This is a genomic window from Dysgonomonas sp. Marseille-P4677 (genome assembly GCF_016652235.1).
Taxonomy (GTDB): Bacteria; Bacteroidota; Bacteroidia; order Bacteroidales; family Dysgonomonadaceae; genus Dysgonomonas.
In genome coordinates, this window is record NZ_JAEPKU010000093.1 from 1 (window position 1) to 17,009 (window position 17,009).

At 35.5% G+C, this 17,009-nt stretch carries 15 protein-coding genes; 11 read left to right on the plus strand and 4 right to left on the minus strand.

Annotated elements, in window-relative coordinates; all coding sequences use genetic code 11:
• Positions 1 to 53 precede the first annotated feature (53 nt).
• From JGH11_RS14225 to JGH11_RS14265, 9 genes are all read left to right on the plus strand, one after another.
• Positions 54 to 1,784, plus strand: a complete 1,731-nt coding sequence (locus tag JGH11_RS14225) for a S41 family peptidase (protein ID WP_201112909.1) — start codon at positions 54 to 56, stop codon at positions 1,782 to 1,784.
• 263 nt (positions 1,785 to 2,047) lie between these two features.
• Complete coding sequence (locus tag JGH11_RS14230) at positions 2,048 to 2,644, plus strand: DUF4290 domain-containing protein (protein ID WP_201112910.1); 597 nt, start codon at positions 2,048 to 2,050, stop codon at positions 2,642 to 2,644.
• A gap of 30 nt (positions 2,645 to 2,674) precedes the next feature.
• On the plus strand, positions 2,675 to 3,193 hold the full coding sequence (gene rimM, locus JGH11_RS14235; protein WP_201112911.1) for a ribosome maturation factor RimM: 519 nt from the start codon (positions 2,675 to 2,677) through the stop codon (positions 3,191 to 3,193).
• Between the two features lie 110 nt (positions 3,194 to 3,303).
• Complete coding sequence (proB, locus tag JGH11_RS14240; protein WP_201112912.1) at positions 3,304 to 4,377, plus strand: glutamate 5-kinase; 1,074 nt, start codon at positions 3,304 to 3,306, stop codon at positions 4,375 to 4,377.
• Positions 4,378 to 4,379: 2 nt separating this feature from the next.
• On the plus strand, positions 4,380 to 5,630 hold the full coding sequence (locus tag JGH11_RS14245; RefSeq protein WP_201112913.1) for a glutamate-5-semialdehyde dehydrogenase: 1,251 nt from the start codon (positions 4,380 to 4,382) through the stop codon (positions 5,628 to 5,630).
• Entirely contained in the window at positions 5,630 to 5,815 is a 186-nt protein-coding gene (locus JGH11_RS14250; RefSeq protein WP_201112914.1) for a hypothetical protein, read from the plus strand. Before JGH11_RS14245 ends, JGH11_RS14250 begins: the two co-directional genes overlap by 1 nt.
• Positions 5,815 to 6,723 (plus strand): acyltransferase, encoded by a 909-nt coding sequence (locus JGH11_RS14255; protein WP_201112915.1) that lies wholly within the window; start codon positions 5,815 to 5,817, stop codon positions 6,721 to 6,723. The genes JGH11_RS14250 and JGH11_RS14255 overlap by 1 nt, the downstream gene beginning before the upstream one ends.
• A gap of 2 nt (positions 6,724 to 6,725) precedes the next feature.
• Entirely contained in the window at positions 6,726 to 7,628 is a 903-nt protein-coding gene (locus JGH11_RS20605; protein ID WP_201112916.1) for an acyltransferase family protein, read from the plus strand.
• The gene (locus JGH11_RS14265) at positions 7,628 to 8,581 is read left to right on the plus strand and encodes an N-acetylornithine carbamoyltransferase (protein ID WP_201112918.1); all 954 of its coding nucleotides are present in this window, start codon (positions 7,628 to 7,630) and stop codon (positions 8,579 to 8,581) included. Before JGH11_RS20605 ends, JGH11_RS14265 begins: the two co-directional genes overlap by 1 nt.
• Before the next feature lie 70 nt (positions 8,582 to 8,651).
• Here JGH11_RS14265 and JGH11_RS14270 read toward each other — a convergent pair whose 3' ends face one another.
• Entirely contained in the window at positions 8,652 to 9,680 is a 1,029-nt protein-coding gene (locus JGH11_RS14270) for a YeiH family protein (RefSeq protein WP_201112920.1), read from the minus strand.
• 155 nt (positions 9,681 to 9,835) lie between these two features.
• Between JGH11_RS14270 and JGH11_RS14275 the strand changes: the two genes are divergently transcribed.
• On the plus strand, positions 9,836 to 10,726 hold the full coding sequence (locus JGH11_RS14275) for a LysR family transcriptional regulator (RefSeq protein ID WP_201112922.1): 891 nt from the start codon (positions 9,836 to 9,838) through the stop codon (positions 10,724 to 10,726).
• Between the two features lie 56 nt (positions 10,727 to 10,782).
• On the opposite strand, the gene JGH11_RS14280 is transcribed toward JGH11_RS14275, so the two are convergent.
• Positions 10,783 to 12,348: an OmpP1/FadL family transporter gene (locus tag JGH11_RS14280; protein WP_201112924.1), complete on the minus strand. Its 1,566-nt coding sequence runs from the start codon at positions 12,346 to 12,348 to the stop codon at positions 10,783 to 10,785.
• A gap of 103 nt (positions 12,349 to 12,451) precedes the next feature.
• On the minus strand, positions 12,452 to 13,912 hold the full coding sequence (locus JGH11_RS14285; RefSeq protein WP_201112926.1) for a hypothetical protein: 1,461 nt from the start codon (positions 13,910 to 13,912) through the stop codon (positions 12,452 to 12,454).
• 664 nt (positions 13,913 to 14,576) lie between these two features.
• Between JGH11_RS14285 and JGH11_RS14290 the strand changes: the two genes are divergently transcribed.
• Positions 14,577 to 15,767 carry a DUF6348 family protein gene (locus JGH11_RS14290; protein ID WP_201112928.1) on the plus strand — a complete coding sequence of 397 codons (1,191 nt, stop codon included), beginning with the start codon at positions 14,577 to 14,579 and terminating at the stop codon, positions 15,765 to 15,767.
• Between the two features lie 27 nt (positions 15,768 to 15,794).
• Here JGH11_RS14290 and JGH11_RS14295 read toward each other — a convergent pair.
• Positions 15,795 to 17,009, minus strand: a 1,215-nt coding sequence (locus JGH11_RS14295; RefSeq protein ID WP_201112930.1) for an ATP-dependent helicase, incomplete at its 5' end; no start/stop codon positions are given.

Genomic DNA, 17,009 nt, shown 5'->3' on the forward strand with positions numbered 1-17,009 from the left:
CTTTATAAAACAGATTCTATTTGATATTTCACTTATTTAGATATTGAGCATTGATGAAAAACAAATTTATTGCACTTTTTATTATCTCAGCTTTTGCTGTGATTCCGTCTATTCAAGGACAAAATGTCCCTGATAAAAAACAACAGGAACGCTATTTCGATATCAATAAAAATATAGAGATATTCAACTCTGTTCTCCGCGAAACCGACATGTTTTATGTTGACACATTAGACATCAACAAAGTTGTTCGTAGTGGCATAGATAATATGTTGAATACACTGGATCCTTATACTACATATTTCAATAAGGACGATATGAAAGAGTTCAGCACCCAAATAACAGGCGAATATGCAGGTATAGGCTCGAGCATTGCTTTTAAAGATGGAAAAGTTGCCATAACCGAACCTTTTGAGGGGAAACCCGCTGCAAAAGCCGGACTAAAGTCGGGCGACTATATTCTTGAAATAGATGGCAAAGATATGACAACATGCGATAAAGTTGAAGGTGAAGCTTTCGGACGTACGCTAAGCAACTTTGTTAGCTCAAACCTTAAAGGCCAACCGGGAACAACTATTACTGTAAAAATAGAACGTCCGGGAGAAAAGAAACCTCTAACAATAAAAGTTGTCCGTGAAAAAATAGTAATCGATCCAATACCATATTACGGTATGATAAATTCCACTACAGGCTATATAAATTTTGGCCCTACATTTACAGATAAAAGCTCAGCAGATGTAAAAAAAGCATTCCTCGACTTAAAAAAGCAGGGGATGACATCTTTCATATTTGATCTCCGCCAAAATGGAGGAGGTGTACTAGAAGAAGCAATCCAAATAGTAAATATGTTTGTACCCAAGGGTAAGGTCGTTCTTTCTACCAAAGGAAAACTAAAACAGATGGACCGAACATATCGCACAACGCTAGAACCAATCGATACAGAAATACCGATGGTCGTTCTTATCGATCGAGGATCTGCATCCGCATCTGAAATTGTAGCCGGTTCGTTACAGGATATGGATAGAGCTGTGCTTATAGGCGAGCGAACGTTTGGAAAAGGACTTGTACAATCAACTCGAGAATTGCCATATGGAAGCGCAGTTAAAATAACTAATTCAAAATATTATATTCCAAGTGGAAGATGTATACAAGCAATCGATTATTCTCATCGCAACCCTGATGGAAGTGTAGGTCGCATACCAGATAGCCTGACAACTGTTTATCGCACAGAAATTGGTCGCCCTGTAAGAGATGGAGGGGGTGTATCTCCTGATGTCGTTTTAGACGAAGAAAAAAATCCGACTATAGGCTATTACCTTACTAACCAGTTTATCATTTTCGACTGGGTTACAGAATGGGCGTTGAAACATAAAACCATAGCTTCTCCTGAAGTGTTTACCATTACAGATGAAGACTATAATAGCTTCAAAGAGTTTGTTAAGACCAAAGATTTTCAGTATGATCGCATGAGTGAGAAGTCGATGTCATCACTAAAAGAAGTTATGGAATTTGAAGGCTATATGAAATACGCAGAAGAACAATTTAAAGCACTGGAAGCAATGCTTGTACCAAACCTAGATCGTGATTTGGAGACCTTTAAAGCAGATATTACCAAACAAATTAATTCTGAAATAATACGGCGTTATCACTATCAAAAAGGAGAGTTTATATATACTTTGAAGAATGATAAAGAGCTTGCCAAAGCCGTAGAAGTTCTGAATGATGAGGAACAGTATAAAAAAACGCTATCAGCTCCAATAGAGGAAACAGAAGTTGCTCTTAATTAAATCAATAAACATATAAATAAAGCATCCATTCAATATGGATGCTTTATTCTTCCATTAGCCGGAATTTTAATATAATATAGATAATCCTCTTTAAATTATGACTTTATTGAATATTTTCAGGAGTGATATAAAGGGGTTCAAGTAAAAACATTATCTTTGCAGTCCGATTAAGGCTAAAATCGACAATCCTAAATAAGAACTACAAAACTTGGGAATAGATTTTAGCAAATTATCAGACAAAAAATCATAACCCAATATAAAAAATGGAATATAATACTCAACTGAAAAAACTTGCTCTTCCCGAGTATGGAAGAAACATACAAAATATGGTCGATTTCTGTTTGACAATAACAGACAGAAACGAACGTAAGCGTTGCGCCAATACAATTATAAATATAATGGGTAACCTTTTTCCTCATCTACGCGACGTTAACGACTTCAAACACATACTTTGGGATCATCTGGCTATCATGTCCGATTTCAAATTAGATATAGACTACCCTTACGAAATTGTAAAAAAAGAAGACCTTTATTCAAAACCGGGAAAAATAGAATACAGCCGTCCTGATATGCAATACCGTCATTATGGTAAGACATTGGAAAAAATGGTAAAACTGGCTATTACAATAGAAGACCCGAAAGAAAAAGAACAATTTGTACTTCTTGTTGCCACTCATATGAAAAAATCATATATTCAATGGAATAAAGATGTAGAAGATCAGAAAATATTTGTTGATTTATACGACCTTTCTGAACGGAAAATAGATATTCGTAATTCAAATATCAAACTTCCGGAAATGAAAGACCTCGGACAAAGAATAAATAATACAGGAAAGAAAAACCAACAAAAGAAAAAATAATATAATACTCAAATCCGGGCCGAACTATAAATGATAAAAGAAAGTGAAGTTTTCAAAATAGGGAAATTAACAAAACCACATGGCATAAAAGGTGAGATAAGTTTCGCCTTCGAAAATGATGTATTCGACCGTGTCGATTGCCCCTATTTGGTTTGCCGAATCAATGGTATCCTCGTTCCTTTTTTCTATAATGAATATCGCTTTAAAGGAAAAGACACTGCCCTTATTACATTTGAAGATATCGACTGTGAACAAAAAGCATTACGCATGTCTGGGCTTGAAGTCTATTTCCCACGAAAATATTATGAAGATGAATCTGGCGAAGACATTGACTATTCTTGGAACTTCTTCATAGGCTTCTCTGTTACAGATAAAATAGCCGGAAAACTTGGTATAATAACAGAAATAGACGACAAAACTATAAATACTCTCTTTCTCATCAAAGATGGTGAGAATGAGTATATAATACCAGCGACAGAAGATTTTATAGAAAAAGTCGACGCAAAGAAAAAAGTATTATATTTAAATCTACCGGAAGGATTGATATAACCTTTTTATAAACAAATTACTTTAACTATCATTTTTCTATCCTTTTTACCCATTCAACGACATTTTACCTAAAATAAAATTATAACTTTGCTTTTCTAGGTATTTTTTAAATGAAAGAACGCATAGTTGTAAAAATAGGGAGTCAAATTCTGACGCGTAAAGATGGAACACTTGATGTGACGCGTATGTCTGCGCTTGTAGATCAGATTGCCGAATTGCATAAAACCAATATCGAAATAGTTCTTGTCTCGTCCGGAGCCGTAGCTTCAGGGAAATCTGAGATAAAAACTAAAGTTAAGCTTGATACAATATCTGCACGGCAACTTTATTCATCTATAGGACAGGTAAAGCTCATAAACAGATATTCGGATTTGTTTCGTCAACATAATATTGTTTGCGGACAGATATTAGCGACCAAAGAGGATTTCGCGACCCGCCGACATTATCTCAATCAACGTAACTGTATGAAAGTTATGCTTGAGAATAAAGTTATCCCTATTGTAAACGAGAATGATGCCATCTCGGTCAACGAGCTGATGTTCACTGACAATGACGAACTTTCTGGACTTGTAGCCGCAATGATAAATGCAAGAAAGCTGATAATATTAAGCAATATCGATGGTATTTATAGCGGTAACCCTTCAGCCCCTGAATCATATATCTTTAGAGAAATAAATTTAAAAGACAATATAGAAAACTGCATCCAATCATCCAAATCATCTACCGGACGAGGAGGTATGGTCACCAAATACAATATTGCACGTAAAGCGGCCGAAGAAGGAATAGAAGTTATTATAGCAAATGGCCGCAATGAAAATATATTGATCGACCTGATTAAAGGAAAAGATGTAATATCTACACGCTTTGTTCCATCTTCGAAATGTACAACCAGCGTAAAGAAATGGATTGCACATTCCGAAGACTTTACCAAAGGTGAAATACATATCAATGAAGGGGCTAAAGAGGTCTTGCTCGGAGATAAGGCAGTCAGTCTTCTTCTTGTAGGCGTTACAAATATCACCGGTAATTTCGAGGCCGATGACATTGTACGTATTATAGATGATTCGGGAAAACAAATAGGTGTCGGACGCACAGCATATAGTAGTGAAAAAGCAAAAGAAATAATTGGAGCGAATGATAAAAAAGCAATTATTCATTACGATTATTTATATATTGGAAAATAAAAATGGACGATTATCATCAGAACACATTCCAATCGGTAAAAGAGGCAGGAAAAAGCCTTAATCTATTGGAGGAAAAGAAAATCAATGCAATACTGGAAGCTATTGCAAAAGAAACTGAATCGAAAATGTATTATATCCTTGCTGAGAATCAAAAAGACCTGCAACGGATGGATACAAGTAATCCAAAATATGACCGTCTGTTACTAAACGAACAACGGATAATGGATATAGTAAAAGATATCCGGAATGTAGCAACCCTACCCTATCCTGTAGGAAAAACATTGCTGCAGAAAACATTACCCAATGGCTTACACTTATCAAAAACAACTGTACCGTTTGGGGTTATAGGCATTATTTACGAGGCTCGTCCTAACGTAAGTTTCGATGTATTCTCTCTTTGTTTTAAGTCTGGGAATGCATGTATATTGAAAGGGGGATCGGATGCCCGTTTCTCAAATGAAGCAATTATAGACATCATCCGTAATGTATTGGATGAAAACGATATAAACCCGAATGTATGTACGTTGCTACCAAACGATCGTGGAGCTACGGAAGAACTACTTAATGCTCGTGACTATGTCGATTTGATAATCCCTCGTGGAGGAAAAGAGCTTATTAATCATGTAAGGGAAAACTCACGTATTCCTGTTATAGAAACCGGTGCCGGCGTTTGCCATACTTACTTTCACAAAGATGGTGATGTGAAAAAAGGACGGGATATAGTCACGAATGCTAAAACACGCAAAGTTAGCGTATGTAATTCTTTAGATTGCCTAATAATAGATAGGGAATGCCTTGATGATTTGCATTATCTGTGTGAAGATCTAGAGAAGAAGAATGTAATAATATATGCAGATAAACAAGCTTATGAGGCACTGTTTCAGTATTACTCTTACGATCTACTAAAGAAAGCCGATGAAGAAAGTTTCGGGACTGAATTTCTTGACTATAAAATGTCAATAAAGACTGTTTCGAAAATAGAGGAGGCGATTGAACATATATCCAAATATAGCTCGAAACACAGTGAAGCTATCATAAGTGAAAATCGTGATGCCATCAATCACTTTGAGAAGATGGTTGACGCTGCATGTATCTACGCAAATACGTCTACCGCATTTACCGATGGTGCACAATTTGGCTTAGGTGCAGAAATTGGTATCAGCACACAGAAAATGCATGCTCGTGGACCAATGGCTTTGGAAGAGTTATGTACATATAAGTGGATAATAGAGGGTGACGGACAAATAAGATAATGAGAAAAAAGAAGAAAAAAACAACAGAAAAAATAACCGTTGAAGATTATATAAAAGCTGTAAAAAGAGCTGACAGAGAGAATGAATTGGCTCGATTTACTGGATGGAAACGTGTAACGAGTATCCATAAAAGCAAAAAAGCATATAATAGAAAGATCGAAAAAAGAAACTTTACGGACGAATAATGGAACGCAATATAAGGCTCGATTATTTCAAAATATTCCTTAGCATATTGGTTATAACCATACATATACAACCATTACTTACAAACAATAACTTCTGGGGTTGGTGTATATCGAACGGGGTAAGCAGGATTGCTGTTCCGACATTTTTTATTATCAATGGTTTTTTTATTAGCTCCAAACTAAATAAACCCAATGCAGTCAAAAAATATATAATACACCTTTTACTCATCTATGCAGTATGGTCTGTTATATATGCACCTTATTTTATTACGAATGTAAGGCTTAAAGATATAGTAATAATATTGTTTACTGGCTATTTGCATCTATGGTATTTACCAGGAGTAATCATCGGTGTAATACTCTTATACTTAGGTAAGAGATATATAAAAAATGATCTGTTTATACTTATACTTGCTCTTTTATCTTTTGTTGTTGGTTACATACTAAGCCATTATATGAACAAACTTTTCTTGTATAGAAATGGATTTACTATTGGATTTGCATTTATCGTTATCGGTTATTATATAGAATCAAAGAAAATCCACACAATCATCAAAAATAGTCATCTTATCATTGTAATTTGCTTAACATCAATCATCGCTATATTTGAATCATATTATCGATTCGTTGCAACATCGGGAAGCTGGCTTCAAGATTTTATTCTCTCTACATTGATCTTGGCTCCCGCTATATTTATTCTTGTTATGAAATATCCAAAATATGTATCGGAAAAAGGATTTATGAGTATTGTCTCGTCCGGAATATATTTCCTACATGTTATTGCTATTTCTATTATTGGTGTATCTGGAGAGTATAATATATACCGGCTTATTCCGATACTTATTATTTCAGCACTATTATCATACGTCGCGTATCTAATCAATAAACGTGTGAAAATATTTTTCTAACAATGGAACGCAATATAAGGCTCGATTATTTCAAAGTCATTTTGAGCTTTCTTGTAATAACAGTACACATACAAGATCTTTGGGGAGAAGAATCTCTATTAGGCTGGTTTATTTCAAATGGTATAGCACGAATTGCCGTACCTATATTCTTCATCATCAGTGGATATTACATCATCCAAAAATTAAATAACAGTCAGGTTTTGAAAAGATATTTACTGCACACCCTCATAGTTTATATTGTATGGTCTGTGATTTATTTGCCTGTTTATTATGATACTATAGACTCTCGCTCTTTCATAACATTTGCTCTTCTGGGCTATTACCATCTCTGGTTTTTACCCGCTCTACTAATGGGTATATTGATATTAAAAGGAATTAAAATCTTCATAAAAAATGATTCTTTGGTATTACTAATAGGAATCCTGCTTTTCATTTCAGGTTATTTTATGGAAAATATAGAACTACCATATAGGACATTTTATAATGGCGTTTTTTTCGGGTTCCCATTCATATCATTAGGATATTATATAAGAAATCATAATTTAGAGAGGTCTATTAAAACTCCTTACTTATGTGTAATTCTATTTATAAGTCTCATTCTACTATTCACTGAATCTTATTTAGGATATAAAGTTAGGTTTTATCATAATATTTTTATGTCATTATATCTTCTTTGTCCGGTACTATTTATGTGTGTAATAAAAGTACCCCAATTGATTTCGAAGCCAAATAACATCGGCAAGTTCGCTGCCGGAATTTATTTTGTCCACATTCTTGTAGCAACTCTTATAATACCAATATCTGAAACAAATAATATCTACAAATTGCCTTCAATAACAATAGTATCCATACTATTATCTATCTTTATAGTCATAATAAATAAACGCATTAAAATATTTTTGTAATGAGAACATATACCAACGTTAAAGACCTCGGCGATCTAAATGCAGCAATAAAAGAAGCTTTGGAAGTAAAAAAGAATCGTTTTGGATACAAACATCTCGGTGAAAATAAAACTTTATTGATGGTGTTTTTTAACTCCAGTCTTCGTACTCGTTTAAGCACTCAAAAAGCAGGTATGAATTTAGGAATGAATACCATGGTCCTTGATATAAATCAGGGAGCCTGGAAACTGGAAACAGAACGAGGTGTTATAATGGATGGAGACAAATCGGAACACATATTGGAAGCTATCCCTGTAATGGGCAGTTATTGCGATATCATTGGAGTGCGTGCCTTTGCTCAATTTGAAAACAAGGAAGATGATTATCAGGAAAAAATCCTTAATCAATTTATAAAATATTCTGGTCGTCCCGTATTCAGTATGGAAGCTGCGACAGGACATCCGTTACAAGCTTTTGCTGACCTTATAACAATAGAAGAATACAAAAAGACAGCTCGCCCAAAGGTTGTTCTCACATGGGCTCCTCACCCTAAGGCCTTGCCCCAAGCTGTACCAAATTCATTCGCAGATTTCATGAATGAGGCTGATGTAGATTTTGTGATTACACATCCCAAAGGTTATGAATTAGATTCTAAATTTGTACGAGGAGCCAAAATAGAATATAATCAGGATAAAGCCTTGGAAGGAGCAGATTTCGTATATGCCAAAAACTGGGCTGCTTATACAGATCCCAACTATGGTAAGATATTAAGTAAAGATATGTCGTGGACTGTAACAACAGAGAAAATGTCTCTTACAAACAATGCTTGCTTCATGCATTGCCTTCCTGTACGCCGAAATATGATAGTAAGTGATGACGTAATAGAAAGTCCTCAGTCAATTGTAATACAGGAAGCTGCTAACCGTGAAATATCTGCTCAGACAGTTATAAAAAGAATGTTAGAAAGCTTATAATATATACTAATATTACTATGCAGAGGGTTACCCGGATTAGGTAACCCTCCCTATATAAAAAAAAACCTATTTATAATGAGGGCATATATTTAACTATAAAATATCCGCCAACCGTCAACCAAGCAAATAGGATAAGAGCCAGAAGAAAAGGTTTTACTCCGGCTTCTTTAAACTTTCTAAGATGGGTCTCCATACCTAAAGCTGTCATTGCCATAGTCAACAAAAATGTATCAATATAATTAATATAATCTACAGCTATATGTGGTAATAGATCTAAAGAATTAAACCCTATAACAGCGATAAAAGCAAAGGCAAACCATGGTATTGTTATCTTTGTAGACTTGACAGTTTGTCCGTCAACCGACTTTCTCTGCCGTGCCAAAAATAATGCACTTATCAATAATACAGGGGCCAAAAACATAACCCTTATCATCTTCACAATAATAGCCACCTCCGAGATGCTTTCACCCATCGCATTGCCTGCTCCTACAACGTGAGCTACTTCATGTATCGTAGCTCCACTATAAAGCCCCCATTGTTCTGTTGTCATATCCAGCACCTCGTTTCTATACAACACAGGATATAGAAACATCGCTATCGTTCCGAAAATAACAACTGTGGATACAGCAATCGCTGTTTTATGAGGTTTATTGTTTAAAACGGGCTCCATACCCAAAACTGCTGCAGCACCACAGATGGCACTACCAGTACTGGTCAGCAACGCAATCTCTTTATCTATCTTCAATAGTCTGCCAAACAATAACCCCAAAGATAATGTACCTACAATAATAATAGCATCTATAATAATAGCTGATAAACCAACTGATATCACATTTTGGAAAGTAAGCCGAAAACCATATAAAATAATTGCCAAGCGTAGCAATTTTTTCGAAGAAAAGGTTATTCCCGGCAGCCATTCTTCAGGCATATTCTTTTTTAATGTATTACCATAAATCATACCTAAAATGATACCAATAATAAGTGGACTGAATGACAAATATTTCAGAAACTGAAATTCGGAAATATAAAATGCAGCACAGGTAAACAGAGCTACAAACAAAACACCACTAATCAGATGTACCCTTCTATCTTTAACCATATTTTCTTTTATTTTTATAAGGTTCAAAAGTACTATAGATTTGCCCTTATTGATATATTTTTATTTTTATGACCTATAAGTAAATATTATGACTCAACTAACGTCTTTTTATTAACTTTAAAGGCAAAATAAAGATTAAGTATATCAATATTACTATGTTCAATTTCAGATTACAGGTTTTTCATACAGCTGCCGTCAACCTAAGTTTTACGAAAGCTGCCAAGGAATTATATATCACACAGCCTGCTGTAACCAATAATATAAAAGAACTGGAAAATTCGCTAGGAGTAAAACTTTTCGACCGAGATCAAAATCAAATAACACTTACTAGAGCAGGAAAAATACTCTTGAAGTATTCGGAACAGGCTATTACCGAGTATAAAAAAATGGAATATGAAATCGGATTATTAAAAAATTCGTTTTCGGGTAAATTAAAAATAGGGGCTAGTACAACTATCGAACAATACGTCCTCCCCTCTTTATTGGCTCAATTCAATCAAAAATACCCTGATATTGAGATGCTATTATATAATAATAACACAATGAATGTGGAAAGGCAGGTAATAGAGCAAGAGATTGATTTAGGCATAATTGAAGGAAATACAGGACAGAAAGAGTTTCGGTATATCCCTTTTATGAGAGATGAAATCGTAGCTATTGCTCACTGTTCTCAACCCATAGCCCAAAAAGCCCAAATAAGCTTGAATGAGCTAAAAGAAGTACCGCTTGTTTTACGAGAAATAGGGTCAGGAACTTTAGACGTTATCACAAAAGAGCTACAAAAGAACAGAATAAAATTAAAAGACCTTAATGTAAAAATACATTTGGGTAGCACCGAAAGTATTAAGGCTTTTTTGGCTAATGCTAATAGTATCGGCCTAGTTTCCATCCATGCCATCAGCAAAGAAATAGTAAGGGGAGAATTCCAGATAATAGATATTGAAGGACTCGACATTACCCGAACATTCAATTTTATATATCCACAAGGACAACAAAGTGGACTGATTGATAAGTTTATAGAGTTCTGCCTGATTAATAAGGGATAAAAGAAAGGCTAACTCTGTAATAGGGCTAGCCTTCTCAACTGTATTATTTAGTTTAGTTAGAATCTATAACCAACTGTCATCATACCCTGGAAGGTATTATCTTTCCATGTAGCTCTATCAGCTCCGTAGTATGAGTATAAATCAGACTTTTGGCTTCTCATTAAGAAAGCTACATCTGTGTAAAAGTTCTTCGTAAATCTATATCCTAAACCATAAGTAAAATAGTTTGTATCACCATCGAGAATATAATTTGATGTTGTACCGACTGTCATCACCTCCTTACTATTATCCTTGAAGTTGGCTTTCATCGGACTTTGCACCCATGAATAACCTGCTCGAATAGAAAATTGAGGCGTAGCACGCACTTCTGCACCTAATCTTAATGTAGAAGACATTCTGAAATCTTCTTTTATATACGCATTTGGATCATCAGCTAATTGGCCTCCACCATCTCTGAACAATTTCATATTCTGATAGTTTGTCAAATCATAATCAACACTGATTATTGCTGTTTGTCCAATCACTCCAGCCGCACTGAAAGTCCACTTATCAGGTGTACGGAATTCGTAGTCCATGTAACTAAGTTCTGTAAATATATTTCCTTTTGTATCAGGTTCTGATGTCGGTAAATATTTAGAAAAATCATAATCCATATATGCTTCGTAAGTATCGGTCATTTTATACCATGTAGGTGAATGATAAGAAACTCCAAAACGAAGTTCATTTATAGGTTTAATGATAATGCCTGTAGAAACTTGCACTCCTGTACCCTCTGTCCTTAACTCATTAAAGAAATCAAAACCTCCGTTTACATCATTTGTATCGAAAAAATCTTCAGTATAGCGAGAACTCATTTTATAATTTATGTCTGTCAATGAGAGAGTCATTCCCCAACTTACAATATCGGAAAAAGTAGTTCCTATATTAAAATCATAAGTATTTATAGATCCCCTTTCATAAACAAACAAATCGTTATTGATAGTCTTGTTATTTAAGATTTGTTGACGCTCATATTGAGAGCTTGTTCCATCTTTCAACCCTATCAGATAACTACTATATCCAAAAATAGCATTCCAGTCATAGTTACTATCATAGAAAGGATTGTAATCTTCACTACCCACCCACAAATCGTTTGGATTACCTATATTATTATTCGTAGCTCGGTGTGCCATATAATCAGCAATACTACCTGTCTGGTTATTCCCTCTCATCGAATATTTACGATCGAAGTTTTTCAATCTGTTATAAGAAAATCCTACATTCAGAGATGGTGCAACATCACTATTCAAAGGAAAAACTGATACAAAAGCCAAATTATCAAAAGTAAACTTAAACTTACTATCATCTATTTTTCCTGCATTTAGTTCTGTTTGAGTCTTTGTATTCTGAAAATTAAGCGTTGTCACTATTTCAGAGTTCTTATAGATACCAATCCCGGCTGGGTTAATAGATATTCCTGATATGTCACCCCCAAGTGCACCGAATGCACCTCCCATCGAAACAGAACGGGCTGTTCCTGTCAAATCATTCCTCGAAAACTTATAAGCATCCATCTCACCTTGCGCCTTAACTGCTCCAAATGAAAAAATAGTTGCCAAAAATAATAAAGATATATTTCTCATAATGTCACTTTTAATATTTTCAATAAAAAGCTGCTTCAATCGTTTTTCTTTGAAACAGCTTTTAAATTCATTTTATTATATAATTTATTATTTACAAGTTGTCTTATCGTCCACGGCCACCACTACTACGACCTCCGCCGCCTCCGCCACCGCTAGAAGAAGAGCGACTACTTGAACCTCCTCCAGAACTGATCGAACCGCTGGAAGAAGAACGGCCACTACTAGACGATGAGCTATTGTAACTTGGTCTTGATGAGCTAGAATTTGAAGAACTATTATAACTTGGCCTTGATGAGCTAGAGCTTGATGAGCTATTATAGCTCGGTCTTGTACTAGATGATGAACTTCTACCACTACTAGACGAAGAACTATTGTAGCTCGGACGAGTTGACGGTCTTGTTGTTACGCCTGTACTAGACGATGATCCACGACCACTACTTGTTGACGAACCATTGTAGCTCGGACGTGTTGTCGGCCTTGTTGTTACACCAGTGCTAGATGATGATCCACGACCTGTACTAGATGACGATCCATTATAGCTTGGACGTGTTGTAGGTCTTGTTGTTACACCAGTGCTAGATGATGATCCGCGACCTGTAGATGATGATCCATTGTAACTTGGGCGAGTTGTAGGTCTCGTTGTTACACCAGTGCTAGATGATGATCCACGACCTGTAGATGAAGAATATCTTCCTACTGATGAAGTACCTCTTCCGGTTGTAGTTTCATATCTGGATGAACTATTTCTACCAGTAGAACTACTATACCTGCCATTAGATGCCCCATAACGTCCACTTGAGCCATAATATCCACTACCACCTCTCGAACGACCTGTGCTGCTATAATATACTGGTCTCGAATAGTAGTTGTTGTGATGGTGATGTCCATACCAGCCACCAACGTACCAACCGCCGCCGTACCAGCCACTACCCCAGCCCCAGCTGTTGTAATACCAAGGTCTACTCCAACCCCAGCCCCAGCTGCTGCCATAATACCAAGGATCGTACCAGCCTCCCCAATAACCTCCATAATACCATGGGTCGTACCAAGGATCGTACCATGAATAGTAACGACTACCCCAACCCCAGCCAAAATTCACATTAAAATTCCAGCCGCGATTACGGTAATAATTACTGTATAAATCGTTTGTAACATATACATTTATTTCGTTATCGCTCGAAATCTTAACACTATTAGCCGGATCATGAAATTTTACAATACGGTCTGTATATTCGTAAGCCTGATATTCATCAGCATCAGCGTTTTCATCATCCGCATATTGATCTTTTTCATATATGCTAACATCGCCACCTCTACGATTATAGGCATCGACATCAATGTTTACGTTACCCTCTGTTTCAAGAGTAACATCTCCATTATCTCGAACCACTAATACCTGAGTAGGTCTTGTTGTCTGTTGTTTCTGAGAAACTGTATTCTTTACTTCTTTTTTCTTATTTTTAGACTTAGAAGTAGCATAAATGTCATCCCAATCGTCTTGAGCAAAAGCCATGAATGGTAATACAGACATCAGAAGCATTAGTAATAAATTTTTAAGTTTCATAATCTGCTCTCCTACTTTTTGTGTTTATAGTTTTATACATTTTGTATACTTAAATCGTTTTCAATCTAATTATATCTATTTGACTATCAAATTTAGTAAAGGTTTAATACACTTTCCTAAAAAATTGACAATAAACAAATATACAATATTTATTCTTTTAATAAGTCATTATTATATATGAAAGATGCAAACAAACATGCCCCGTTGCGTTCTATTTAGTTAAAAAAAGTGATATTTTTCATCTTTGATATATAATTACAAAGTAAGTAATAACTTTAGGACATAATAACTCCATTGAATAAAACCATAAGTACAAATAATAGCTAATTACAAAGAGGAAGATAGATATCTTTATTCCCGACTTACGATTTATTACATAATGATAGAGCCAATATAAATCATTCGCAAAACATTCATACGAACTAAATTTATTACAAAAAAGTTATATTCATATCAAGCTAATTCGATTTTCACTTTAAATTACATGGCGATAATGGAAATACTAAGTCTTCGAATTAAATTCCACTAAACTATTCCGAAAAGATTCCAAATATTTTCTTCTCATGTGAGTAAATAAAATTAGAATTCATTGATAATTATACCTCTAGAATGTGTACATTTATATGTCTACGGATAAACCTAATGAAACCAAATAGCAAGTCTTATGAAAGAAGACATACTGAAACAACACGAATCTCGATTAAATAATTTCTTGGCTGAGACATTTCGATCGCATCATGTGGAATGTAGCATTAGAGATAATCTGATTATATTTCCCAAACAGCGAATGACCGCATGTGCATTCTTGTTCAACAAATCATCGTCATCGGCTCAGATAATTCAATTAGACGTAAAACTCGAAATTGGTTTAGGACGTGAGATCATAGAATCATCTGTAGGAATGGGTCTGAATATTGACATCACTATAGAAAACGCATGGAAAAACTTCCTAAAGAATTCTTTCCATACTTTATTGGCAGCATTCTTCTCTGACAAATTTGATGACCAAATAAACCGATATCAATGGCAAATTGAGGGGCATATGTATGATGTAGTGATGAGCCGAACCAGCATCAGAGGGAATCATCCGGAACCTTTACCTGGTAAATGGCTAAAACAGTTTGAAGACATCTTGAGAAATCAGCATTTGCCACAGGGTACTCACTGGGTTAGGCTATACTATGCTCAATCGGAAAGTGAACCTATTTCAATGGAAATTCTCCTCGATAATGAAGTATGGAAAGCTGTCGAAAAAAAGGTTCATTCATTTGATTTCCCAGTCTACAAAGATTTTTTCTCTTTACGTGTTTTTGTGATACTCCGTGATGTAGCCGACGTTAGCCATGCTGCTTCCGTTATGGGATGGATGGCAGATCAGGAAGAAGAGTTGATAGAAAAAGAGTTGGTAAAAAATGGATTATCAATCCCTGATGCTCAAAAAGCCATTATGTTTATACAATTAGCTTTCGGTCGTGCTTTTCTGAAAAAGATTACAACAGCAGAATTTCCTGATGAGGCTATTATTAAAGATAAGGATGAAAAAGAATTCAAAATTGATTTGAATAGTGAACCTTTCTACACTGAAGCATATATACTTGCAGAGAGAATAATAGAAAAGGGGTGTGTAAATAAAGAACACTTTCAGAATATCGTTGTAAAAAGTGCCGAACTTAATGCATACAACAACGCTTTATCAGAAGGAGTAGATCCGGAAGATCTAAATAATATCAGATTCGCCCCTCCTATTATATATCTACCTAACTACCAGTTAGTAGAAAAAAAAGACGCACTCAAATCTTCAGAACAGGAAATAGATACTAAAAAGAAGCAATTCTGGCAATTCTGGAGAAAATAAGAAGTCTACGAAGCAGTCTGATATATTTTATTTTACAACTTCAAACCGGGCAAATTTCAGCAACAATTGTTTCATGCCCGAATTTTCAAATTCAACAGTAGCCTTTCTACTGTCTGGATCTCCGGATATTGCTGTTACCTTACCAATTCCAAAACGCTCATGCTTGATTATAGCCCCAATACTCACCTCTCCAGTATTTATCCCTGCCGAGACCTTAGGCGTAGCACTCTTCGCGTTTACAAAGTTTGCACGTGAAGTTGCTTGAGTTGGTATTGATGATGGTCTAGAGTTATAATCCGCCCTTTGCCCGATCGTTTTTTCAGAAAACGATTCTCGAGGAGATGTATTTGTATAATTATATAAATCATTTGTATATGTTTCGGGACGATTTAATACACCGAAACCTCCCGAACCCAAAACTCCGGCATTGGCATTAAGAAAAGCTTCATCAATATCTTTAAGAAAACGACTAGGATTAGAAGCATTTATCTGACCATTCCGGAAACGACTTTTAGCATATGTGATCATACAAAATTCTTTGGCTCGGGTAATAGCTACATAAAAAAGACGGCGCTCTTCTTCCAAACCTCTGAATTCATTTTTTGCCATTGCAGAAGGAAAAAGATCTTCTTCTAATCCAACAATAAATACGTTCTTAAATTCGAGGCCTTTGGAGGCATGCACTGTCATCATTGTTACCTTTTCTTTGTCCGCTTCCTTATCTGTATCCTGATCACTTAACAGAGAAACCTCCGACAGAAAATCCATTAGCCCGATTCCTCCAAGCCCTTCCTCTTGACGGCTCTCACAAAATTCGTGAATTCCTCCAAGTAATTCCTGTAGATTCTCCTGGCGACTCATCCCTTCCGGTGTCTGATCCTGATACGCTTCGCTCGCAATGCCACTTTGTTTTACAATTTTAGTAGCTAATTCATATGCTGATAATTCTTTAAGTTGCAAAATAAATTCAGCTATAAGCTCGCGAAAACCTTCCAGTTTTTTAGCTGTACCAGCATTTACATTCAGATTATAGCGAAGCGGATCACCTATTATTTCCCATAGGCTTACATTATGCAAACGTGCTGTGTCTGCAATTTTGGTCAATGTTGTATTTCCGATACCTCGTGCAGGAAAATTGATAATACGACGAAAAGCTTCCTCATCATAAGGATTTACCACCATACGAAAATAAGCTATTACATCTTTAATTTCTTTACGTTGATAAAACGATAAGCCCCCGTA

Bases quoted from the DNA above. Each gene is read 5' to 3' on its own strand.
- JGH11_RS14285 (WP_201112926.1), bottom strand. From the start codon at position 13,912: ATGAAACTTAAAAATTTATTACTAATGCTTCTGATGTCTGTATTACCA.
- JGH11_RS14270 (WP_201112920.1), bottom strand. From the start codon at position 9,680: ATGGTTAAAGATAGAAGGGTACATCTGATTAGTGGTGTTTTGTTTGTA.
- JGH11_RS20605 (WP_201112916.1), top strand. From the start codon at position 6,726: ATGGAACGCAATATAAGGCTCGATTATTTCAAAGTCATTTTGAGCTTT.
- JGH11_RS14275 (WP_201112922.1), top strand. From the start codon at position 9,836: ATGTTCAATTTCAGATTACAGGTTTTTCATACAGCTGCCGTCAACCTA.
- JGH11_RS14255 (WP_201112915.1), top strand. From the start codon at position 5,815: ATGGAACGCAATATAAGGCTCGATTATTTCAAAATATTCCTTAGCATA.
- JGH11_RS14290 (WP_201112928.1), top strand. From the start codon at position 14,577: ATGAAAGAAGACATACTGAAACAACACGAATCTCGATTAAATAATTTC.
- JGH11_RS14225 (WP_201112909.1), top strand. From the start codon at position 54: ATGAAAAACAAATTTATTGCACTTTTTATTATCTCAGCTTTTGCTGTG.
- JGH11_RS14280 (WP_201112924.1), bottom strand. From the start codon at position 12,348: ATGAGAAATATATCTTTATTATTTTTGGCAACTATTTTTTCATTTGGA.
- JGH11_RS14230 (WP_201112910.1), top strand. From the start codon at position 2,048: ATGGAATATAATACTCAACTGAAAAAACTTGCTCTTCCCGAGTATGGA.
- proB (WP_201112912.1), top strand. From the start codon at position 3,304: ATGAAAGAACGCATAGTTGTAAAAATAGGGAGTCAAATTCTGACGCGT.
- JGH11_RS14265 (WP_201112918.1), top strand. From the start codon at position 7,628: ATGAGAACATATACCAACGTTAAAGACCTCGGCGATCTAAATGCAGCA.
- rimM (WP_201112911.1), top strand. From the start codon at position 2,675: ATGATAAAAGAAAGTGAAGTTTTCAAAATAGGGAAATTAACAAAACCA.
- JGH11_RS14245 (WP_201112913.1), top strand. From the start codon at position 4,380: ATGGACGATTATCATCAGAACACATTCCAATCGGTAAAAGAGGCAGGA.
- JGH11_RS14250 (WP_201112914.1), top strand. From the start codon at position 5,630: ATGAGAAAAAAGAAGAAAAAAACAACAGAAAAAATAACCGTTGAAGAT.